19 protein-coding genes are annotated in these 20,329 nt (G+C 60.8%); 13 read left to right on the top strand and 6 right to left on the bottom strand.

What is annotated here, in order from left to right:
- Positions 1-338 precede the first annotated feature (338 nt).
- Together ACKWRH_RS23485 and ACKWRH_RS23480 are read left to right on the top strand one after the other, a co-directional pair.
- The gene (locus ACKWRH_RS23485) at positions 339-704 is read left to right on the top strand and encodes a helix-turn-helix domain-containing protein (protein WP_445215445.1); all 366 of its coding nucleotides are present in this window, start codon (positions 339-341) and stop codon (positions 702-704) included.
- Between the two features lie 511 nt (positions 705-1,215).
- Positions 1,216-1,938 carry a hypothetical protein gene (locus tag ACKWRH_RS23480; protein ID WP_445215444.1) on the top strand — a complete coding sequence of 241 codons (723 nt, stop codon included), beginning with the start codon at positions 1,216-1,218 and terminating at the stop codon, positions 1,936-1,938.
- Positions 1,939-2,286: 348 nt separating this feature from the next.
- Here the strand turns inward: ACKWRH_RS23480 and ACKWRH_RS23475 are convergent, their stop codons facing one another.
- Complete coding sequence (locus ACKWRH_RS23475; protein ID WP_445215443.1) at positions 2,287-3,687, bottom strand: tyrosine-type recombinase/integrase; 1,401 nt, start codon at positions 3,685-3,687, stop codon at positions 2,287-2,289.
- Positions 3,688-3,907: 220 nt separating this feature from the next.
- Here ACKWRH_RS23475 and surE point away from each other — a divergent pair, with 220 nt between their 5' ends.
- Entirely contained in the window at positions 3,908-4,681 is a 774-nt protein-coding gene (gene surE / locus ACKWRH_RS23470) for a 5'/3'-nucleotidase SurE (RefSeq protein ID WP_445215442.1), read from the top strand.
- A 3-nt stretch (positions 4,682-4,684) separates the two neighbouring features.
- On the opposite strand, the gene ACKWRH_RS23465 is transcribed toward surE, so the two are convergent.
- The gene (locus tag ACKWRH_RS23465) at positions 4,685-5,056 is read right to left on the bottom strand and encodes a response regulator (protein ID WP_445215441.1); all 372 of its coding nucleotides are present in this window, start codon (positions 5,054-5,056) and stop codon (positions 4,685-4,687) included.
- A 232-nt stretch (positions 5,057-5,288) separates the two neighbouring features.
- Here ACKWRH_RS23465 and ACKWRH_RS23460 point away from each other — a divergent pair, with 232 nt between their 5' ends.
- The 5 genes from ACKWRH_RS23460 to ACKWRH_RS23440 all read left to right on the top strand — a co-directional run bounded on the left by ACKWRH_RS23460 (position 5,289) and on the right by ACKWRH_RS23440 (position 11,956).
- Positions 5,289-5,939: a protein-L-isoaspartate(D-aspartate) O-methyltransferase gene (locus ACKWRH_RS23460; RefSeq protein ID WP_445215440.1), complete on the top strand. Its 651-nt coding sequence runs from the start codon at positions 5,289-5,291 to the stop codon at positions 5,937-5,939.
- A 109-nt stretch (positions 5,940-6,048) separates the two neighbouring features.
- The gene (locus ACKWRH_RS23455; protein WP_445215439.1) at positions 6,049-7,431 is read left to right on the top strand and encodes a peptidoglycan DD-metalloendopeptidase family protein; all 1,383 of its coding nucleotides are present in this window, start codon (positions 6,049-6,051) and stop codon (positions 7,429-7,431) included.
- A 517-nt stretch (positions 7,432-7,948) separates the two neighbouring features.
- A complete protein-coding gene (locus ACKWRH_RS23450; RefSeq protein WP_445222465.1) occupies positions 7,949-8,944 on the top strand; it encodes a formylglycine-generating enzyme family protein in 996 nt (331 codons plus the stop codon).
- A gap of 126 nt (positions 8,945-9,070) precedes the next feature.
- The gene (locus ACKWRH_RS23445) at positions 9,071-10,741 is read left to right on the top strand and encodes an arylsulfatase (protein ID WP_445222464.1); all 1,671 of its coding nucleotides are present in this window, start codon (positions 9,071-9,073) and stop codon (positions 10,739-10,741) included.
- 237 nt (positions 10,742-10,978) lie between these two features.
- Positions 10,979-11,956 carry an HAD family hydrolase gene (locus tag ACKWRH_RS23440; RefSeq protein WP_445222463.1) on the top strand — a complete coding sequence of 326 codons (978 nt, stop codon included), beginning with the start codon at positions 10,979-10,981 and terminating at the stop codon, positions 11,954-11,956.
- A gap of 161 nt (positions 11,957-12,117) precedes the next feature.
- On the opposite strand, the gene ACKWRH_RS23435 is transcribed toward ACKWRH_RS23440, so the two are convergent.
- Positions 12,118-12,348, bottom strand: a complete 231-nt coding sequence (locus ACKWRH_RS23435) for a hypothetical protein (RefSeq protein WP_445215438.1) — start codon at positions 12,346-12,348, stop codon at positions 12,118-12,120.
- A gap of 356 nt (positions 12,349-12,704) precedes the next feature.
- Between ACKWRH_RS23435 and ACKWRH_RS23430 the strand changes: the two genes are divergently transcribed.
- The 3 genes from ACKWRH_RS23430 (at position 12,705) to ACKWRH_RS23420 (ending at position 14,916) form a co-directional block, all read left to right on the top strand.
- Positions 12,705-13,325 carry a ParB-like protein gene (locus ACKWRH_RS23430; protein WP_445215437.1) on the top strand — a complete coding sequence of 207 codons (621 nt, stop codon included), beginning with the start codon at positions 12,705-12,707 and terminating at the stop codon, positions 13,323-13,325.
- Positions 13,326-13,440: 115 nt separating this feature from the next.
- Entirely contained in the window at positions 13,441-14,250 is an 810-nt protein-coding gene (locus ACKWRH_RS23425) for an MIP/aquaporin family protein (RefSeq protein WP_445215436.1), read from the top strand.
- 12 nt (positions 14,251-14,262) lie between these two features.
- Positions 14,263-14,916: a MarC family protein gene (locus ACKWRH_RS23420; protein ID WP_445215435.1), complete on the top strand. Its 654-nt coding sequence runs from the start codon at positions 14,263-14,265 to the stop codon at positions 14,914-14,916.
- 475 nt (positions 14,917-15,391) lie between these two features.
- Here the strand turns inward: ACKWRH_RS23420 and ACKWRH_RS23415 are convergent, their stop codons facing one another.
- On the bottom strand, positions 15,392-16,057 hold the full coding sequence (locus tag ACKWRH_RS23415) for an outer membrane protein (protein WP_445215434.1): 666 nt from the start codon (positions 16,055-16,057) through the stop codon (positions 15,392-15,394).
- Positions 16,058-16,558, bottom strand: a complete 501-nt coding sequence (locus ACKWRH_RS23410) for an outer membrane protein (RefSeq protein ID WP_445215433.1) — start codon at positions 16,556-16,558, stop codon at positions 16,058-16,060.
- 887 nt (positions 16,559-17,445) lie between these two features.
- On the opposite strand from ACKWRH_RS23410, the gene ACKWRH_RS23405 reads away from it, so the two are divergent.
- Positions 17,446-18,462 (top strand): SphA family protein, encoded by a 1,017-nt coding sequence (locus ACKWRH_RS23405; RefSeq protein WP_445222462.1) that lies wholly within the window; start codon positions 17,446-17,448, stop codon positions 18,460-18,462.
- A gap of 271 nt (positions 18,463-18,733) precedes the next feature.
- On the opposite strand, the gene ACKWRH_RS23400 is transcribed toward ACKWRH_RS23405, so the two are convergent.
- Positions 18,734-19,726, bottom strand: coding sequence for an ATP-binding protein (locus ACKWRH_RS23400; protein ID WP_445215432.1), 993 nt, complete (start codon positions 19,724-19,726; stop codon positions 18,734-18,736).
- 181 nt (positions 19,727-19,907) lie between these two features.
- Here ACKWRH_RS23400 and yajC point away from each other — a divergent pair, with 181 nt between their 5' ends.
- Positions 19,908-20,282 carry a preprotein translocase subunit YajC gene (gene yajC / locus ACKWRH_RS23395; RefSeq protein WP_014495068.1) on the top strand — a complete coding sequence of 125 codons (375 nt, stop codon included), beginning with the start codon at positions 19,908-19,910 and terminating at the stop codon, positions 20,280-20,282.
- The last annotated feature ends 47 nt before the right edge of the window (positions 20,283-20,329 follow it).

Here is a 20,329-nt window from a genome sequence, read left to right as displayed (position 1 = left end):
CCATTTCGTCCCTTTGCAGCCCTGCCCAGATTGATCTGGGGTTTTGTTTAGATCGTCCGTCATTGAACCGTACTTTGTACGGTAGCAATCTTGGCGTACCTATTGCGTCTAAAGTGTGAAAAAAGGTGACTCGCGTTGCAGTTATGAACGCGCAAAAAATCCATAATTTCCACTATGTTGACAGCAGTAGAGTGTCCAAAATGGACATGGGTTGAATCGGCGCCGCTGGAGCAAAAAATACTAACTGCCATGCCGAAAATACGCAGTGGCAGCATAGACAAATGGGAAAACAGAAATTGGCTCTTCCAGTCGAGAAGCGGCGCGAAATCGCGGCAGTCGTGGCACGCATGATGGTGACGTGCTTCACGGCGATGCAAAAGCAATATGGCCACAAGCATCTTGGCGCGGTGGCGATCACGCTGCTGGTGGGCATGACGATCCGCAGCAACGATGCGGATGGCACGCGCTCCACTATCATCGGCATCGCGCGGCAGCTCAACGTGCCGCGCACCAGCGTGCGCCGCTCGATCCTTGAGCTGGTGCGACAGGGCATCATCATGGCCGAGGGCGAGAGCGGCTTCACCAACAACGATGACTACTTCGCCGGACGCCTTGACGCCGATTGCGCTGTGGACATTCCCACAGCGATCCTGAACGCGGCAGCGGACCTAAACAGACTGCTCGGCAACGGCAAGGCGCAATAAAGAAAGCCCGCCATGCGGCGGGCTCTCAGGGATTGCAGGGACCGCATCCCTACAAATTCTGACAGCAATGTTAGGGCGTACACTCATAAATCGCGACCGTTCTGCAAAATGCCGACAATTGCCACGCGCCGCGTCACGCGTGCGCACAGCACGGGCTCGCAGAAGCGCCGACGCAGTGAATAAGCGGAGTCGCTGCGTTGATAGTCATTTCGATGGCCTGTAGCTTGCTGCGATGAAGGTCTTTGAATTGACAGCTCAGGCTGTCTTAGAGAGCAACATAGCTCAAAAGAGGTGTTTTTGCTGCGGTGGGCCACCCAGCAATGGCGCTGGTGAGCATGTAATTCCGAAATGGCTCCAAAATAAATGCGACCTGTTCGATGAACGCCTAACGCTATTGAACGGGACGTCCATTCCTTACCGATATTTGACGGTGCCATGCTGCGTAGAGTGCAACACTGGCTATCTAGCGAAAATCGAAAACTCAGTGCAACCGATCTTTGAGCGTGGGCACGTGGCATCCGATGAGGAGAAGCTCACTCTGGCGCGTTGGCTTTCCAAAATCTTGATCGGGCTTTTAGTCAAAGAGACCGGTCTCTTGTTCGACCGATCAAGACCTAGCCACGGAATGATCGTTGATCCCGGTTTCATCGACGAACTTCGCCACTGTCATTTTGTGTTGCAGAGCGGCAGAAAAGCCACGTCCTTCCGGTGTCTCCACAGTGTGTTTCCATTCTCGATGTATTCCTACCGTGTGCCGAATCATCGACTTGATCGCCCGTTCGATTTTTCCACGAATGTCGGGGGACAGTCGGTCTCAATTAGAATTGGTCAGCTAGGTGCCGTTTTCATAAACGATGGCGGTTTTCAAATGGAGGTCGGACCGGAAGGACCATTCGGCCTATTGGATTCTGAGCTATCCGAAACACAATTCAAGGAGATTTCAGCTCGGGTGCATTACAAAGCGTCTCTTAGAGATGCGACGCACTTTTACCTGACGGTTGAAGATGACGAATCCATCCAAGTAGAGCAATTGCACGTCAAATCGTTTTCGGGATATTTGCCGGGAACCGGTGAGTTGCGAATTTTCGACGAGTGGGATGAAACCGCACTCAGCTATGCCATGTCGGCTTACATGGGGATTGAGCGGTCGATGATCTTCGATGAGGAGAGCCGAGTCTGCCGAACGTCGCTCATCGATCAGGAAGGCAAGCTGATGGTCTGGCCGAAGGAGTAGTGGAAAGCCCGGCAAGTGTATTTGGCCATCAAGGCGGCGTGATGAGTTTTCAAGGGCAATGAGCTGGGCAGGAGGGGATCGCCAGCGCCACCGAATCAGCGGCGACGCCAATGGCGGCAAACAGCCATCCGGCGATCACGCTGGACCCCAGGGTGTGGGCGAACCTGCCATTCATGGTGATACCGACCCCCGGCCGGGGAGGCGCGCTGGGCCCCGGTGAGGGGTGCCTTGCTCATTATTTTTAATGTCGGCTGTGGTGGTGACGTCGGTCATTGGAACCTGCTGTGAAGGTTTCGGGTGATGGATAGGCCCGGTGCCGAGTTCCAGCTCGGTGTCGGGCCGCTTGATTTAGGCGGCTGAGAGGAGCTGCTGCGGTGCAGGCAGGGCCGCGGCGGCGGGGAGGCCGAGTTCTTCGCGCAACACCAGATCGAGATGATTGAGCATGTCCACGCGCCGGTCGATGACCGGGCGCATGGTGAGCACGCGCCTGGAAACGATATAGCGCTCGCGGGTGACGGGCGCGGCGTCGTCGTCCGCAGCCTTGTGCGTCATCACCCGGCCGATCTCCGCGTCGGTATAGCCCAGCTCCGACAGGATCGTAGCCCCGGTGCGGCGCAGGTCGTGCGGGGTGACGTCCTCAAGGCAGAGATACTCGCAGACGCCCATGTGGCCGTTGGCGTCATCGGTGGTGCGCCGGAGCAGGGCGCCCAGCGATTGCTGGCTCATGGGGGCGGCGCGCCGCTTGCGGGTGCCGGGGAAGGCGTAGTCCCGCTTCGCGTCGCCGATAGAGAACGCCTCGCCGAGAATTTCCTGGGCGAGACTGTTGAGCGGCTGCACGACAGGACGCGCCTTCTTCGCCTTGCGGCTCTTCACGTTCTTCAGCGGGATGGTGACGGTCTTAGGCCCGACCAGCTCGCGCTCGATCTTCACGCATTCACCAGTGCGGAGCAGGGTGACCAGCGACAGCTTCAGGGCCAGTTTGCTGAGACGGGAGCCGGGGCAATCGGGATCATTGAGGCCAAACCAGAACCGGCGCAGCTCCTCGATGTCGAGCACGCGACCTTCCTCAAGGTCGGCCTTCTCGGCCACCTTGTCGTCCTCAAGCTGCTTCACGACCGGGCTCTTGGAGACGTATTGGCGCTCCTCGTGCATCGCCCAGATGAAGAGGGTGCCAAGCTGGCCCCGCACGTTGTTGGCCTGCGCCGGGTAGCCCTCCGCGACGATGCTGTCGTATAGCTCCTTGACGTCGCGCGGGGTGATCTCGCTGGCGACCTTGTCGCCCCACCATTCCAGCGGGCGCTTCAGGGCCGACTGGATGTTGGGCCAAGTCTCCTTGCGTGGAACCCGGCCCCATTTGCGGTCAACCAGCTGCGAGCAGTAGGCGATGTATTCGTCGTGGACCTGCCGGAAGGTGACGCCCATGGCGCGCTGGTCGGCGAGCTGCTGGGCGGCAATCTGGCGGATGTCCTTGCCCAGGGCGATCAGCGCGGCGAGCCGGGCGGCCTCGGCGCGAGCCCGTGCAATCGTCCAGCCGTCCTTGACCGTGCCGATCAGCTCCCAGTCGCGCACCGGCTTCTTGGTTTTGGGGTGCAGCTTCTTCTTGTTGAGGTACTGGTAATATAAAGAGAACGCGCCGTTGGCGGTCGCGCGCAGCACGAAACCCTTCTGGCCCTTCGGGCCGCCGTCGCTGTAGGTCTTGGTTCCCTTGGCGGGCGTCTTGAGGTGGTCGTCGGTGATGAAGACTGGCACGAGTTTTCCCCCTCGTTAGATTGGTTAGATGGGCTGGCCGCAAAAGGCCTCGCCGGGCTGTGGTCATTGGCTCTGGCAATGGCGACAGAGGCCGTTAGATCGGTTAGACAGGTCTAATCAGGCGTAGAAAAACGTCGGATCAGTCGCGGAACATGGGATTCGAGGATAAAAGAGAAGCCCCTTGTTGTGTAGGCTTTCCCTGATTTCTTGAATGGTCCCAATGACTTATACTATCCTCTGCACCAATGACGACGGCATTCACGCCCCCGGCCTCAAGGTCGTGGAGGAGATCGCACGTGCATTGTCCGACGATGTCTGGGTCGTGGCGCCCGAGCTCGACCAGTCCGGCGTGTCGCACTCGCTCTCGCTGAACGATCCGCTGCGCCTGCGCGAGGTCGGACCAAACCACTTCGCCGTGCGCGGCACGCCGACCGACTGCGTCATCATGGGCGCGCGCCATATCCTCGGCACCAAGCCACCGGACCTCGTACTGTCCGGCGTCAACAAGGGCCGCAACGTCGCCGAGGACGTGGTCTATTCCGGCACCATCGCCGGCGCGCTGGAGGGCACCATCCTGGGGCTGCCGTCTTTCGCCCTGTCGCAGGAGTTCAGCATCGAGACGCGTGAGCGCCCGCTTTGGGACACCGCGCTCAAATTCGGACCCGACATCCTGCGCAAGGTGATCGCCGCCGGCATCCCGAAGGACACCGTCATCAACGTCAATTTCCCGGCCTGTACGCCGGAAGAGGTGCTGGGCATTCGCGTCACCCGCCAGGGCAAGCGCAATCTCGGCTTCCTCAGGATCGACGAGCGCAGGGATGGCCGCAACAATCCCTATTTCTGGATCGGCTTCGAGCGTGCAGCGATGATGGATACGCCTGCCGAAGGCACCGATCTGGCGGCGCTGCGCGAGCGCTATGTCTCCGTCACGCCGCTCCGGCTCGACCGCACCAATGAGGCGTTTTCCGAAGCGCTGAGCGCGACGCTGAAGTAATCGCTAGCCGCCGCGAAGGGCGGCTTCGATGGTCTTGCCGAGTGCGTCGAGCTGGAATGGCTTCTGCAGCGCCGGCCGGTCGCGGTACTGCTCGGGCAGGCCGGAGGAGCCGTAGCCGGTGGCGAAGATGAACGGGCAGCCCTTCGCCTTGATGACATCGGCGACCGGAGAGATGACCTTGCCGTTGACGTTGACGTCGAGGATGGCGATGTCGAACTCGGTCGCCTGGGCGAGCCGCAAGGCCTCGGTGATATCACCAGCCTCGGCAGCCACCTGGTAGCCGAGCTCTTCGAGCATATCCGCGACCATCATCCTGATCATCACCTCGTCCTCGACGAGGAATACAGAGCGGCCCGAAGGCCCGGTCGCGGTCATAGTCGTTGAGTCCTTGCCCATTTGCGCAAAACGTTCGCAGATAACGCGAATCGACGCAATGCGCGTTTCGGCGAGCGGACACCTGAAAATGGTCTTTGCAGCCAACCCGTTGCAAGCCGATTTATGGTCCAATACCGCGCCCGAAAGGCTATCATGGGTTCCTGGGTAGGAACAGGATTCCTGCCCCGGGTCTTAACGAGTGGCCCCGGACCCGACGAGACGATAAGCAGCGATGACCTCCGATCAGCACCCGCCGGAAAAGATGATGTTTCAGCTCTCGCTGAGGCGTCGGGGCATCAGCGATCAGGCGGTGCTGCGGACGATGGAGGAGGTGCCGCGCGATCTGTTCGTCGAGGAGACCGATCGCGACGCCGCCTATCGTGACAGCGCGCTGCCGATCGCCTGCGGGCAGACCATCAGCCAGCCCTTCGTCGTCGCCTACATGACCGAACAGCTGCAGCTCCAGAAGAAGCACCGCGTGCTCGAGATCGGCGCCGGCTCGGGCTATCAGGCCGCCGTGCTGTCGCGGCTCGCAGGCCAGGTGCTGACCGTCGAGCGCTACCGCAAGCTCGCGGAGGCGGCACGCGCCCGGCTCGAAAAGCTCGACTGTCACAATGTCGAGGTGATGCTCGGCGACGGCCTCAACCTGCCGGCCAATATCGGCCCGTTCGACCGTATCATCGTGACCGCCGCGATGGAGCAGCTTCCGGAGAACCTGGTCGAACGGCTGGAGGTCGGCGGCATCCTGATCGCGCCCATCGGCCCGCACCATGGGGTGCAGACGCTGGTCCGCCTCAGCCGGACCGTAGCCGGGATCGAGCGCAAGGAACTCGTCGAGGTCCGCTTCGTGCCGGCGCTGCCCGGGGTGGCGCGGGAGCTGTAGATTTCCGGATCGGCTGTGCCGCCAACATCTTATTGGGAGGGTTAAGCCGTTATTTACTCGCGACGTGTTTACTTAAAAGACCAGTTCTGTTGCGTACGAGTGAGTAACCATGTCTGTTGTCGCCGAGTTGCTTTACTCGCGCCGCGTGCCGCAGGTTGCGGTCTTGGCGCTGATCTCGTTCAGCTTTGCAGGGTGCAGCGCCGACATGCAGTCGCGGCTGTCCCAGTCGAACTTCTCCAACCCCTTCTCGTCTGATCAGACCGGCTCGGTGCAGCAGGCACCGCCGCCGCAGCAGCGTGAGCTGCCGCAATATTCGCGGCCGCAGACGCAGCCCGGTTATTATCAGTCGCAGCCCTTGCCGCCGCCGGCGGTCTCCGCGCCGCAATCTTACCCCGTCGCTGGGGGTGGTGGCGTGTCCGGAGGCGGCCGTGGCGTCAGCTCCTACGCGCCTCCGGCGCAGCCGCATCTTGAAACCACGGCCACCGTGCCGCCGCGCTCGGTCGCGGCCGCCCAGCCGGCCGGCGGGACCAAGATCATCGTCGGCACCAGCGACACGCTCGATGTGCTCGCCAAGCGCTATCGCGTCACGCCGCAGGCGATCCTCGCCGCCAACGGCTACAAGGGCCCGCGCGCGCTCTCGCCCGGCCAGCAACTGATCATCCCGCATCCGGCCACAGCGGCTGCGCCCGCACCGGCGATGGCTCCTGTCGCGGCGGCTCCCGCGATGGCGCCTGCTGCGAAGCCGGTTGCAGCCGCCGCGCCGCCGAGCACGCACTTCGTCAACCACGGCGACACGCTCGCCAGCATCGCCCGCAAGAACCATATCTCGCCTGTCGAACTCGCCCGCGCCAACGGTCTCGCTCCGTCGGCCAAGCTCAAGCTCGGCACCAAGCTGACCGTGCCCGGTGCCAAGACCGTCGCTGTCGCAGCGCCGGTTGCTGCGGCCCCTGTCGCGGGGACGCTGCAGCCCGTTGCGGTTGCTCCCGCACCCGCCACCAAGATGGCCGCTGTCGCCGCACCCGTGCAAAGCGCGCGTCTGGCCCAGGCCACGGCCAATGTCGAAGAGAAGGCCGCGGAGGCTCCGGCGAAAGCTGCGGAGACCACCAGCGCGCTGCCGACCTTCCGTTGGCCGGTGCGCGGCAAGGTGGTCACGAGCTACGGCGCCAAGACCAATGGCAAGTCCAATGACGGCATCAATCTCGCGGTGCCCGAGGGTACGCCGGTCAAGGCGGCAGAAGACGGCGTCGTCGCCTATTCCGGCAACGAGCTCAAAGGTTACGGCAATCTGGTCCTGGTTCGGCACTCCAACGGCTACGTCACCGCATATGCCCATGCGAGTGAGCTGATGGTGAAGCGCGGCGATACCATCAAGCGCGGTCAGGTCATTGCCAAGTCAGGTCAATCCGGGGAGGTGGCGTCGCCGCAGCTCCACTTCGAAATCCGTAAGGGATCGAGCCCGGTTGACCCGCTTCAATTCCTGAACGGGGCGTGAGGCGCAGGCTTCCCGAAGCAGGGCACGCAACCACCACGAACACGCTGTCATCGTCCGCCTTGCGCGCAATTGCGCACTGGGGCGAACGATCCAGTATTCCAGAGACAGCAATCGCCAAGCCGAGAAGCTGCCGTGAACCGTCGCGTAGATTAGCGCGCAGCCAAATTCGGATTAATAAAAGGGCGACGTATGCCGGAAGCGGGTCGTGTTCATGCGATTTCGCTCCGGCAGGCCGCCAAAAGGAATGGGATCAGGTTCGGCCCGAGGCTTTTGTGACCGGACGATCAAATTATCGAAAAACAACCCCATGCAAAGTAGCCGATGGCTGCCGGTGGAATGACCTAATGTTCTGAATCTGCTTCGGTTTCGAAGGCGCAGCGGACATGGCAGCGCCTGCTGGCGACCCAGCGCCGTCGTGAATGACCCGATCAGGACCCTTGATCTAGATCAACCGGGAAGTCTTGCGTTCCGTCTCCGTAGCCGCGCAGGCGAATGATGCGTGGATCCGGAGATCGGCATGAAACTGGCTGATACGAAATCACCGCCTGACTCCGGACAATCGCTCCAGCATCCAGCAGGTGAGGGGATGCTGTACGTGCCCGGCGGCACGTTTCGCATGGGTTCGGATCGGCACTATCCGGAGGAAGCGCCGGTCCACCGCGTCACCGTGGACGCGTTCTGGATGGATCGCCATCCAGTGACGAACCGGCAATTCAAGGTGTTCGCCAAGGCTACCGGCCACGTCACCCTTGCCGAGATCGTGCCCGATCCAAAGGACTATCCGGGAATGCTCCCGCACATGATCTACGCGGGTTCGCTGATGTTCTCTCCGCCCGCGTATCCGGTCAGTCTCCGGGACTTCAGCCAATGGTGGACCTTCGCCAAAGGCGCGGACTGGCGGCATCCCTACGGGCCGGGCAGCGATATCCGCGGGCTGGACGATCATCCCGTCGTGCATGTGGCCTTCAGTGATGCGCTCGCCTACGCAAAATGGGCCGGCAAGGATTTGCCGACCGAAGCGGAATGGGAATTTGCGGCGCGCGGCGGATTGGATGGCGCCGAGTTCGCATGGGGAGATGAATTTGCGCCCGGGGGCCGTCACATGGCCAACACCTGGCAGGGCGAATTTCCACGCCAGAACACCAGGGACGACGGATTCGAACGGACATCGCCAGTTACCGCATTCCCGCCGAACGGTTACGGGCTGCACGATCTGATCGGCAACGTCTGGGAGTGGACGTCCGACTGGTACGCGCCTCGGCATGAGGCCGACGCTGCAAAAGCCTGCTGCATTCCAGAGAACCCGCGCGGCGGCCGCGAGGCCGACAGCTACGACCCCAGAACGACCAACGTCAAGATTCCACGCAAGGTCATCAAAGGCGGCTCGCATTTGTGCGCGCCGAACTACTGCCGACGCTACCGGCCGGCTGCGCGACATGCGGAGCCGGTCGACACATCCACGAGCCACCTTGGATTTCGGTGCATCAGGCGAGGTGTCTCTAACGCATCATAATGGGAGAGCGAGGCCATGTTGAATTGCATATTCAATGACAAGCCGCCGTTTGCCGCAATTCCACCGTTCAAGACGTCCAGTTGCCACAAGAGGTCCTGCGCCTCGCTGCTTGGCGCGACGATATTGATGTCGCTGTCCGGGGCAGCCAGCACGCCGGCGACCGCACAGCCGGCGCAAAAGCCCAATATCCTCTTCATCATGGGTGACGACATCGGCCTGTACCAGCCGAGCATCTACCATCGCGGATTGATGGTCGGCGAGACGCCCAACATCGATCGCATCGGCAACGAAGGCGCCATCTTCACGCATTACTATGCCGAGCAGAGCTGCACCGCCGGTCGCAATGCCTTCTTCACCGGCATGCATCCGCTGCGAACGGGAATGATTCCTCCGCAACTGCCCGGCAGCCCGTCCTATTTGCGGCCCGGCACGCCGGCGCTCGCAAAGTTTCTGCTCGATCTCGGCTACAACACCGGCGAATTCGGCAAGAACCATCTTGGCGATCACACCGACGCGCTGCCGACCGCGCATGGCTTCCAGGAATTCTGGGGCTACCTGTATCACCTCGATGCGATGCAGGGCGTGAGCTTCCCGGACATCAACAAGTCTCCCACCCAGCAGACAGTTGCCCCGCCATGCAAGAATACGCCAATCCCCGGCATCCCGGAGGTACCGGGCGCGGTCGATCCGAAAACGTCGGTTTGCCTGACGCCTCCGCGCAACGTCCTGTCGTGCAAGTCCGATGGTACATCCAGGACTCAGCAGTGCATCGATCAGGGCCCGCTGACACTCGAGCGATCGAAGGGTGTCGACGAGGAAATCTCGGCTAAGGTCATCGACTTTATCGATCGCAACGATCCGAAGACGACGGGCAAGCCCTTCTTCGTCTGGTACAACCCTGCGCGCATGCACATCACGACCGTGCTGAATGACAAGTACGCGGCCATGATCGGCGAACCCGGCGGCAAGGACTGGGGCCTCAACGAGGCCGGCATGAAGCAGATGGACGACAACATCGGCTATGTGCTCAAAAAGCTTCAGGACATGGGTCAGTTGGACAACACGATCGTCGTGTTCACGACCGACAACGGCGCCGAGACGGAAACCTTCCCGGACGGCGGCACCACGCCGTTCAAGGGTGGCAAGTTGACCACCTGGGAAGGCGGCATGCGCGCTCCGGCGCTCGTTCGCTGGCCGGGGGTTATCAAGCCCGGCACCATCAAGAACGACATCTTCGCGTCGCTCGACTGGCTGCCCACGTTTGTCAGCATCGCGGGTGGCGCAAAGGGAGACGCGCTGAAGAAGCGCATCGAGGCCGGCCAATATCCCGGCATCGTGAAGACGACGCTCGATGGCGTCGATCAGACCGAGTACCTTTCCGGACGTTCGGAAACGTCTGCCCGCGATACCTTCTTCTATTATTCGGGGAAGGACCCGTCGGCGGTCCGCTACAAGAACTGGAAGATTTACTTCACGATGGTGTCCGACAGCCCGGCGGGCTTTATTGCCGGAGCGCTTCCCTATCACTGGGCCCAGGTCGTCAACATCAAGCGAGACCCGTTCGAGATCTCGATCGGTTCACAATACAAGACGCTCATGGGCCAGGGCGGCACAATCGGCTCCCCGTCTACAGCCTACATCTATGATTGGAACATGCTGCCCATCGGCCAGGCGCTCTGGCTGAAGGAGCTCGAGAGCTATATTGCGTACCCGCCGCTGCAGGACCCGGCGAGCTACAACCTCGATCAGGTGATGCAGCAGATCAAGCAGGCCAAAACTGCCGGTCGCAGCGACTAACGGATCAGTATGCATTGGCGGGCGCCACTTCGGCACCCGCCAATCCACTGCGCTGAGAATCCAGCTCCTCACGAACCAGCATGCCGGCAAGCGTGCTACGAACAGCAGCGATACACCAGCCTCGCACGCACCTTCAATGTTGACCGGTAGGGACCGCACAATCAAAACGGATCGACAATGAAACGGACCATGCGATTTCCACGCCTTGACCGTCGCGCACTGCTCTCGTCTCTGGCGATGCTTCCGTTTCTATCTGCCGCTCTGCGTTCCACGTCCGCCATGGCGCAAACGCAGGGCGACCCGCTGCCGTCCTGGAACGAGGGTGCCACAAAGTCATCAATTCTTGATTTCGTCGCGCGCGTCACGACGCAGAACGGCTCCTATTTCGTTCCCCCCGAGCATCGTATCGCAACTTTCGACAATGACGGCACGCTCTGGATCGAGCAGCCGATGTACGTCCAATTGGCCTTCGCACTCGACCGCGTGAAGGCGCTTGCGCCTATGCATCCGGAATGGAAGAGCAAGCAGCCCTTCGCAGCGGTGCTCGACAACGATCTGAAGGCGCTGGCGGCTTCCGGCGAAAAGGGATTGGTCGAGATCATCGCGGTGACACATGCCGGCATGACCACGGTTGAGTTCGAAAAAATCGTGACTGATTGGCTTGCGACCGCGCGCGACCGTCGCTTCAAGCGCCCTTATACCGAGCTCGTCTATCAGCCGATGCTGGAGCTGCTCACTTATCTCAGGGCCAACGGGTTCAGGACTTTTATCGTGTCAGGCGGCGGTATTGAATTCATGCGGCCGTGGACCGAACGGATCTACGGAGTGCCGCCGGAGCAGGTCGTGGGGTCGTCGATCAAGACTCGATTTGAGATGAAGGACGGCGCGCCGACACTCTTCCGGCTGCCTGACATCAACTTCATCGATGACAAGGCGGGCAAGCCGATCGGGATCAACGAACACATCGGGCGCCGTCCGATCGCCGCCTTCGGCAACTCCGATGGCGATCTTGAAATGCTGCAATGGGCGACACTCGGCGCCAGCGGGGCGCGGTTCGGCCTTATCGTTCACCATACGGATGCGGAACGCGAATATGCCTACGACCGCGACTCACATTTCGGGAAACTCGACGTCGCGCTGGACGCCGCGGCCGTCAACAAGTGGACGGTCGTCGACATGAAGAAGGACTGGAAGCGCATCTTTGCCTTCGACTGACATCCTCTAAGGACCCATAAGTGCCATCTGGACGGCTATAGCCAGTGGACATCGTTACCGGCATGAGGCACCCAACGCATTCCGGATTTGCACACACCGACCATCTTTGTCGCCTGCGGCACCGCGTTCGAGGCGCGGACATCCAGGACGTTGGGCGCCCCCTAGGGCGGCATCACGGTCGGTGGCCAATAGAGTTTGGAACCCTTGGCATCCATATTGATCGTTCCGCCGAACGGCGCGGGCGGGCTTGGGAGATATTTGCCGTCTATCGTCGTCGTGGGGCTGGGTGAGCCCGGCGTTCCCGAGATCTGCTGGGCGAAGGTCGGACCAATTGTGAGGGCCAGAACGGAGGTCGACCATACCAATGCGCGCATGGTGGGAGTGATGTTCATGGTCAGACCCCCTCGAATTGACTATTCGAAGATAAACCTGCGAACAGCATGCGCCATACGCTTCAGGATGGCCGCATCGTCATCGACCACAATCACGAAGCGCCATCATGTCCGTGTAGCCCCGGTACGGCGTGCGCCAAGAGTCTTGGCCGACCGTTGATCCAGATCAATGGAATAGTCCACCGTGAGCACAACGAAGGGTCTTGTTATAAAGGCGGGCTTTGCCGACGGGCGCTGAGAATGTCCGGTGATCGGGACCGACCGGACGCGGCTGGCCTCGCCGTCGGTTGCTGACGAGGCGACGACGTCTTCTAAAAGCGAACATTTCCGGACTAGTGATCAAAGAAGTCTGCACGATGTCGGACCGTGAACCCATTCTCAAGCCCGTTGCGATCGCAGACCTGCGCCCGACCCAGATGACGGTCGGCATTCGGGAGGTCAAGGAGAAGCGCAAGCGCTGGCGTGACGAGAGTAAAAACAAGGGAGCCGAGTTCTTGGGCAAGCACATGATCCCGGTCGTGCTTGGCCCGAAGGACCGCCACTACGTCATCGATCATCACCACCTGGCGCGTGCGCTCCATGAAGAAGGGGTCGAAGAGGTATTGGTTACGGTGGTGAAAAACCTCAGGACGCTGGAGCCCGATTCGTTCTGGTTCGTCCTGGACAATCACAGCTGGATGCATTCGTACGACGACGAGGGCCGTCTGCGCCCTTACAAGGATTTGCCGAAAACCGTGGCCGGGCTTGTTGACGATCCGTTCCGCTCGTTGGCGGGCGAACTGCGGCGCGTCGGCGGGTACGCCAAGGACACGACGCCGTTCAGCGAGTTCTTGTGGGCGGATTTTTTGCGTCGACAGGTCAAGCGCAAAACCGTTGAGACCCGCTTCGAGGAAGCCCTCGAGCAAGCCCTGCAATTGGCCAAAAAAGAGGAGGCGAGCTACCTGCCCGGCTGGTGTGGTCCCGTCTTGGAGGATTGAAGGCATGCTCATCCAGCGCGCGAAATCCGCAAGCGCGCCGATGACCCGACGAGCCGTGCAGGCTTGGTGCGAGAGGCTAACGGACAGCGGCATCGACCAGAGGAAAGAGTAGCTCATGGCGCAAGCAGAGGCCGACAGAACACTGAGCCATCTGGATCACGAGCTTGTCGCGTCGCTAAACGACTTCCACGATCCGAGCCAAGAGTGGCGCCGCCTCTTCTCGGAGCTGCTCGGAACGTTCTTCCTCGTCCTCGTGGCCGCCGGTGGCGGCATGATGGGGCAGGCCTTTCCCGGCACGATCAGCCGTGCCGCTGCGGTCGTCGCACCCGGTCTGATGGTGATGGCGATCATCCTCTTCATGGGCAAGGTGTCCGGCGCTCACCTCAATCCCGCGGTCAGTATCGCGTTCTCGCTGCGTGGCGACTTCCCGTGGCGTCGCGTGCCGGGATACATCGCCGTGCAGTTGATCGGCGCGACGCTCGCGGCTCAGTTCCTACACGCGGTGATCAACGTGCCGGCCAACTACGGGTCGAACTATCCCGCCTCGGGATACTCCTCTTCCGAGGCGTTCCTGATGGAGGCCGTGCTGACCCTCGGTCTCGTCAGTGTCATTCTCGGTACGGCGTCCGGCGCCCAGAACATCGGGATCTTCGGCGCGATCGGTGTCGGCGCGTACATTGCGCTCGCCGGGCTTTGGGGGAGCCCTATCTCGGGAGCGTCGATGAACCCCGCGCGCACGTTCGGTCCGAACTTAATCGCGACCGACTTCACGAGCTACTGGGTATATGTCGCAGGTCCACTCGTGGGTGCAGTTCTCGCAGTGGGTGCAGCATGGGTGCTCCGCGGTGCGGGCGGCGGCCGCGCAGGCTCAGGTGCGGCACAGGGGAGCCTTTTCACCGAAGTCGAGCACCCGGAGAAAGGGTGAGGCGCAGGCATAATGAGTCATGAACTCTCGCTGTTCGTGGGTACGTTCGCGACTTTGCTCGCGATAATAAATCCGTTCGAGGTCCTGCCGGTCTATCTGAAGATGCTGGAAGGCAAGGACGCCGCCACACATCGCAAGGTGGCATGGAAAGCTTGCCTCTATGCACTGCTTCTATCTCTCTTTTTCTTGATCTTCGGAACGCTGATCCTACGCTTGTTCGGCGTGCCGCTGAGCATGGTCCGCATCGTCGGCGGGATCATCCTGATGAAGATCGGCTTTGAACTATTTTCACCATCCGCTTCCGGTGGCGTGATTCCAGCCAGCGGCGCGGATCAGAGCGGTAACATAGCTTTCGTTCCGCTTGCGATGCCGCTCATGTGCGGACCAGGCGCTATCGCCACAATCCTCGGCATGACTGCCACGATTAAGCGATCATCAGCGGAACTGGCCTCTTTCGTAGCGATCGTCGTGGCCATTTTCGCGACGATGGTCGTCACCTACCTGTGTCTGGCATATGCCGGGAAACTTTTCGACAAGCTCGGCGCAATGGGGATCGATGCTATCACCCGAATAGTTGGCTTCTTCGTCTCTGCGATGGGCGTTGCGCTGATCTTCGACGGTATCATCGAGGCATTGCAGACGCATGGTGTGACGATTCTGCGTTGAACTAGCTGTTGGTGGCGCCACGCAAATTCCGGGGCGATCTTGACCGCGGATGTATTCTGCCAATCGGAGATTTGTTCTGAACCGAACCGAGTCCGAGGTGGACCGTATTACGCGGCGTCGGGAAGTTGTCGGCCCACAGTACAAAGGACGCGATCATCCACTTCGGACACCGGGGCACAAGTCTGATTGTGCGCCAGGCCGGCACGTCATTTAACCGGGAACAGCAACGCGACACTAGTTCGCAGTGACCAGGCCGGAGCGCCAGTCGGACGTATCACGTTGTAATAGGCTTGGATCGATGCGTTGACCGGTTGATCACCCACTCTGAAAACCCGACCGATACCGCCGCCGACCGGCACCGTCCACCGCTCCCCGCGAGCCAATCCGCGGTGATGATGGGTGATGTGTTCAGGTACCAGCCGTGCGCCATGTTGTAGTTGGCGAAGGGCTGGGCGAGGAAGGCGTTGACGGGCGGTCACAGTGGATTGCCGCCGACCGACCACTGGTTATTGAGCAATACGCCGATCACCCAATGTGGGGGCGTGACCACTAACACGGCCGTCGGGCCGAACAAGAATTTACCGGTCCCGAGGATGGGATCGTTTGCGGACGGAACGGTGAAGACTGGTCCCACGCCCCAGATCAGCGGCCCGGGGTGCACGGGGGACAAAAACAAAGATTGAGTAATGTCGCCAATCCCGTTGGTGTTGCTGTCGAAGAACGGGCTCGGCTGGCTCACCAACGGAATGATGGTACGTGAGATTACGTTCCAGTCTTCGTTTAAATGCATGGGCACGACGGGTTGAATGTTGAATACTTCCTGGGTGCGATTGAATGGTCCGGTATTGAAATTGGTGTTGCTCTGAAACGGCACGCTGACCAGGTCCGCAATCGGATTCTGTGACTGCTTTTGCAGGTCTTCGTCTTTTGAAGGCTCGTGGGAATGCTTCGCCGCCTCAACCTCCGCGGGGAGGCCGCTTTCAAATTTATAATTGACGCCAGCTTTGACCATTTGAAGGTCGCGGTTCAAAGCGACCGAGGGGAGGGTGGGAGAACTCCAGTTCGATAGGCCAAGATAATCGTATTCGAGTTTGACGGTCCAATGCGACTTGAAGCCGTATTCGATGCCAGCGCCCGCCAATCAGCCGGTGTTCGTGCTGGTCCCGTTCCAAGCGGCGCCGGGGAGGTTCAAAGTAGCGCTGCTGTTGACCCAACCGCCGCCAAGCTTGGCGAATACGAGCCATCGATCATCCACGAGGCCGACACGGCCCGCCACGGTGCCGGTCCAGTGTTGGTCTACAAAGCCTAATGTCGGAGCAGGAAGGACCGGATGACCAAAGCCGGCTCCATCGAACTCACCTTCGACACCAAACAGAAAGTGACCGGCCTGGAAGTTATAGCCCGCCTGCACGCCTCCAACGAATTCGCTGAGCCCGCCATAAAGATTGTTGCCGGGAATGTTCAGGCCGCCGTTGGACCATGCACCGCCGAAGTTGGCGCCCACATAGAACCCTGACCAACTATAGGGTGGCGCGACGATCGGCGCTTTGTACAGTGGGGCTTTGATCGGCAAATCCGATGCAAGAGCTGAGCCGCTCAACAATCCTGCAGCAGCAATACCTGCAAGGAAAATCTTCCGCACCGTCGCCTCCTCAAGGTAGGCCACAACTCCGAAACATATTCCCAGAAGCACTTTCCAGCCAACCGACTTGTTTGATGCAGATCAAACCATTCGTGCAATCTTCGATGCGGTGACATTCGGGCAACTGCGAGGTTGAGTCCCTCTCTCTAACCGCGTCGCATCAATCGTTATCCTGTCACAAATGCTGCCTCAGTTCGCGATAGCTCGCAAACTCAGCAAGATTGAATTGGGCTGCGGCGTCACCATCATTGGCCAGCGGACGAACAAGACGCAGGGCCTTGGCGTAATCGGCTCCGGCGTGAGCATCGACCGCATCCTCGAATGGGAGAGTGGACACAGGTGCGGAAGACTGACGCTAGAACAACGGCGACGAGCGTGAGCTTGAGGTTCATCGTCTGGCAACTTTGCTCTTGGTCACACCCGATTACCAATAAGCGGTCGTGAGGCTCACTATGCGACCGAACAACGGCTGGCATCGCGTTGCAGCAAGAGACGCCGGCGAACGGTAATGCGAGCTTGCTTTTTTTCTCACTCGTTGGTGGGGGCCGAAAATAGAATCGGTGGCACAAACTGCATACTCAACATTTCCAGCTATGAGAGGTTTGCAGTAGGTCTGCCGTGGCGCCCGACCGGACTTGGGTTAGCGGATGTGGCTCTTTGGTCGCAGCATTGATCTTTTTTACGACAGACCTATCCCCGTTGAATTTTACATGATGAGCCCCGGTCGCCTCGGGGGTACGCTTGTCGCCGAGTTGTATTCGGCGGCCACACATCTCACGAGGCACGACATGACAGCGGAAGTTGCACTGGCGGCGGAGAGTGAGCGACCGAAATCAGCACGTCAACGCAGACTTGGCGTTGCTGCATTGGTCTTGGCGCCCTCGATCATGTTTTTTTCCCAATGTGCGTCGGCCGATGAAGGCGGCGTCAGCTTCTGGGTCCCCGGCTTTTTTGGAAGCTTGGCGGCTACACCGCTGCAGCCGGGTTGGTCGCTAACGAATATCTACTATCACACCTCCGTATCCGCTGGCGCCGACGTCGCGCGTGCGCGTGAATTCACGCTCAATAGGGTTCCCGTCAACGGCACCCTCAATGCAAATCTGAATTTGAACGTCAACGCCACGGGCGATCTTGGTTTTGTGCTCCCGACCTATGTATTCGCAACGCCGGTTCTCGGCGGCCAGGCGTCGGTGTCCCTCCTGGGAGCCTACGGCGTCGTCGGCACCAGCTTAGCAGGGACTTTGTCCGGTGTGATCTCGGCGCCGCCGCTCGCCCCTGTTCCCTTCGCGCGGTCCGACACCATCAGCGACACCACATGGGGCTTTGCGGATGTAGCGCCGGTATTCCAATTGCGCTGGAACGCCGGGGTCCACAACTACATGACCTATATCATGGGCGGCATCCCGGTCGGCGCTTACCAATCCGATCGCCTGTCGAATATAGGCATCGGACACGGCGCGATCGACGCCGGTGGCGGCTACACCTATTTCAATCCGCAGACCGGCCACGAACTCTCCGGCGTGCTCGGCTTCACCTACAATTTCAAGAACACTGCAACGCAGTATCAAAATGGCGTCGACATGCACTTCGACTGGGGTGCATCGCAATTCCTGTCGAAGCAGGTCATGGTTGGCCTCGTGGGCTATGTCTACAAGCAACTCGGCTGCGACAGCGGTTCAGGTGACCGTGTCGGCTGCTTCCAGTCCCAAGTGGTCGGCATCGGCCCCCAGATTGGATTCCTGTTTCCGGTCGGCGACATGCAGGGCTATCTCAATTTGAAAGCTTACGGCGAGTTCGCTGCGGAAAACCGGCCATCGGGCTGGAATACCTGGGTCACCTTCTCTGTCTCGCCGCCCGCGCCCGGAGCACCTCCGACGACAAAGCCCATCGTCAGAAAATACTAGCAGCAATCAAGCTGCGGCTTGTCAGTTTGCTGATCATTCTTTGCAACACACGGGCAGCCGGTGGCACCTGGTCGCCGTCGAAGCTCGTTCCGGTGACCACCACCGAGGCCGTAGTGCCGGCGTGTAGCAGGCGTGGCCTTCGCGCGCGATTCCCTTGCGATCTCGCCCGCCGCGCCTGAAAGTCCCGTCACGCCGACCCGGCACATGATGACGAAGCAAGGCACGCGCCCTTCGGGGAAGGGCGGCACGTAGCCGGGTTGCGATCCGACCGCTACTTCGCCGTCAGCCTCACGCCTAGCCGTCCCGCGAGCTCCTGCACGAACTGCCAGGCGACCCGGCCCGAGCGGGAGCCGCGCGTGGTCGACCATTCCAGCGCTTCGCGCTCCAGCGCCTCGTCGTCGACCTTAATGCCGAAATGGCTGCAATAGCCCCGCACCATGGCGAGATATTCGTCCTGGCTGCAGCGGTGGAAGCCGAGCCACAGGCCGAAGCGATCCGACAGCGAGACTTTCTCTTCGACGGCTTCGCCGGGATTGATCGCGGTCGAGCGCTCATTCTCGATCATCTCGCGCGCGAGCAGATGACGGCGGTTGGAGGTTGCGTAGAGGATGACGTTCTCGGGCCGGCCCTCGATGCCGCCTTCGAGCACCGCCTTGAGCGACTTGTAGGACGCATCATTGCCGTCGAAGGACAGGTCGTCGCAGAACACGATGAAGTAGAAGGATGAGGCGCGCAGCTGTTCCATCAGCGCGGGCAAGCTCTCGATGTCCTCGCGATGGATCTCGATCAGCTTCAGCTTGTCGGCCGATTTGCGCTCCGCGTTGATGCTGGCATGCGCCGCCTTCACCAGCGACGATTTGCCCATGCCGCGCGCACCCCAGAGCAGGGCATTGTTGGCCGGCAGGCCGTTGGCGAAACGCTCGGTGTTCTCCATCAGGATGTCGCGCATCCGGTCGACGCCCTTCAGCAGGAACAGCTCGACGCGGCTGACCCGCGGCACCGCAGCGAGGCGGCCGTCGGGGTGCCAGACATAGGCGTCCGCCCGCTCGAACGAATCGCGTTCGACGGCGGGCTTGCCCTGGGCGGCGAGGTGCGCCGCGATCGTCTCCAGCGCGCGGACGACGCGGTCCTGGGACAGGTCCGGGGCTGGGTTAGCGACTACCTTGGGGGTTGCCTTGGGACGTTTTGCCGCGACGCGGGCAGGCGTCCTGGCAGGGGTGCGGGGGCCTTTGCCGGCCGGGCTTTTGCTTGGTTTTTTGGGCATGTCCGAAGTTCCTGAGAATGCAGCCTTATCGGGCCTGAGGGCGCGCCGCAAGGTGGCCAAATCGACGGTCTGGCAGCGTTGCAATTGGGGCAATGGCCGCTATAGTCCGCGCGAATTTGACCGAACCGGTCGCCTTTGAGGGCCTGACCGGTTTTCCCCCGTTTCCACGAGGATCGTCCGAATGCTGATTACCCCTGCGTATGCCCAGGCTGCGGGCGCCGGCGACACCAACAGCATGTTGATGTCGCTGCTGCCGTTCGCCCTGATCTTCGTGATCATGTACTTCCTGATTCTGCGTCCGCAGCAGAAGAAGGTGCGCGACCACGCCGACCTCGTGAAGAACATCCGCCGCGGCGACACCGTGGTGACCTCGGGCGGCCTCGTCGGCAAGGTCACCAAGGTCGTCGACGACGACCAGATCGAGTTCGAGATTTCCGACGGCGTGCGCGTGCGGCAGATGCGCCAGATGATCTCGGGCGTGCGCGCCAAGGGCGAGCCGGCGAAAGAATCCAAGGATAGCAAGGAAGCCGCCAAGGACGACGCCGCGTCGAAGTGAGCGCTTCCGCGAGCATCCCAAGTCTCCTGATCTGACAGGTCCAGTCG

The sequence above is a fragment of the Bradyrhizobium sp. Pa8 genome (genome assembly GCF_052588265.1).
The sequence above is the reverse complement of the archived record's forward strand: the minus strand, read 5'-3'. Positions and strand labels throughout refer to the sequence as shown.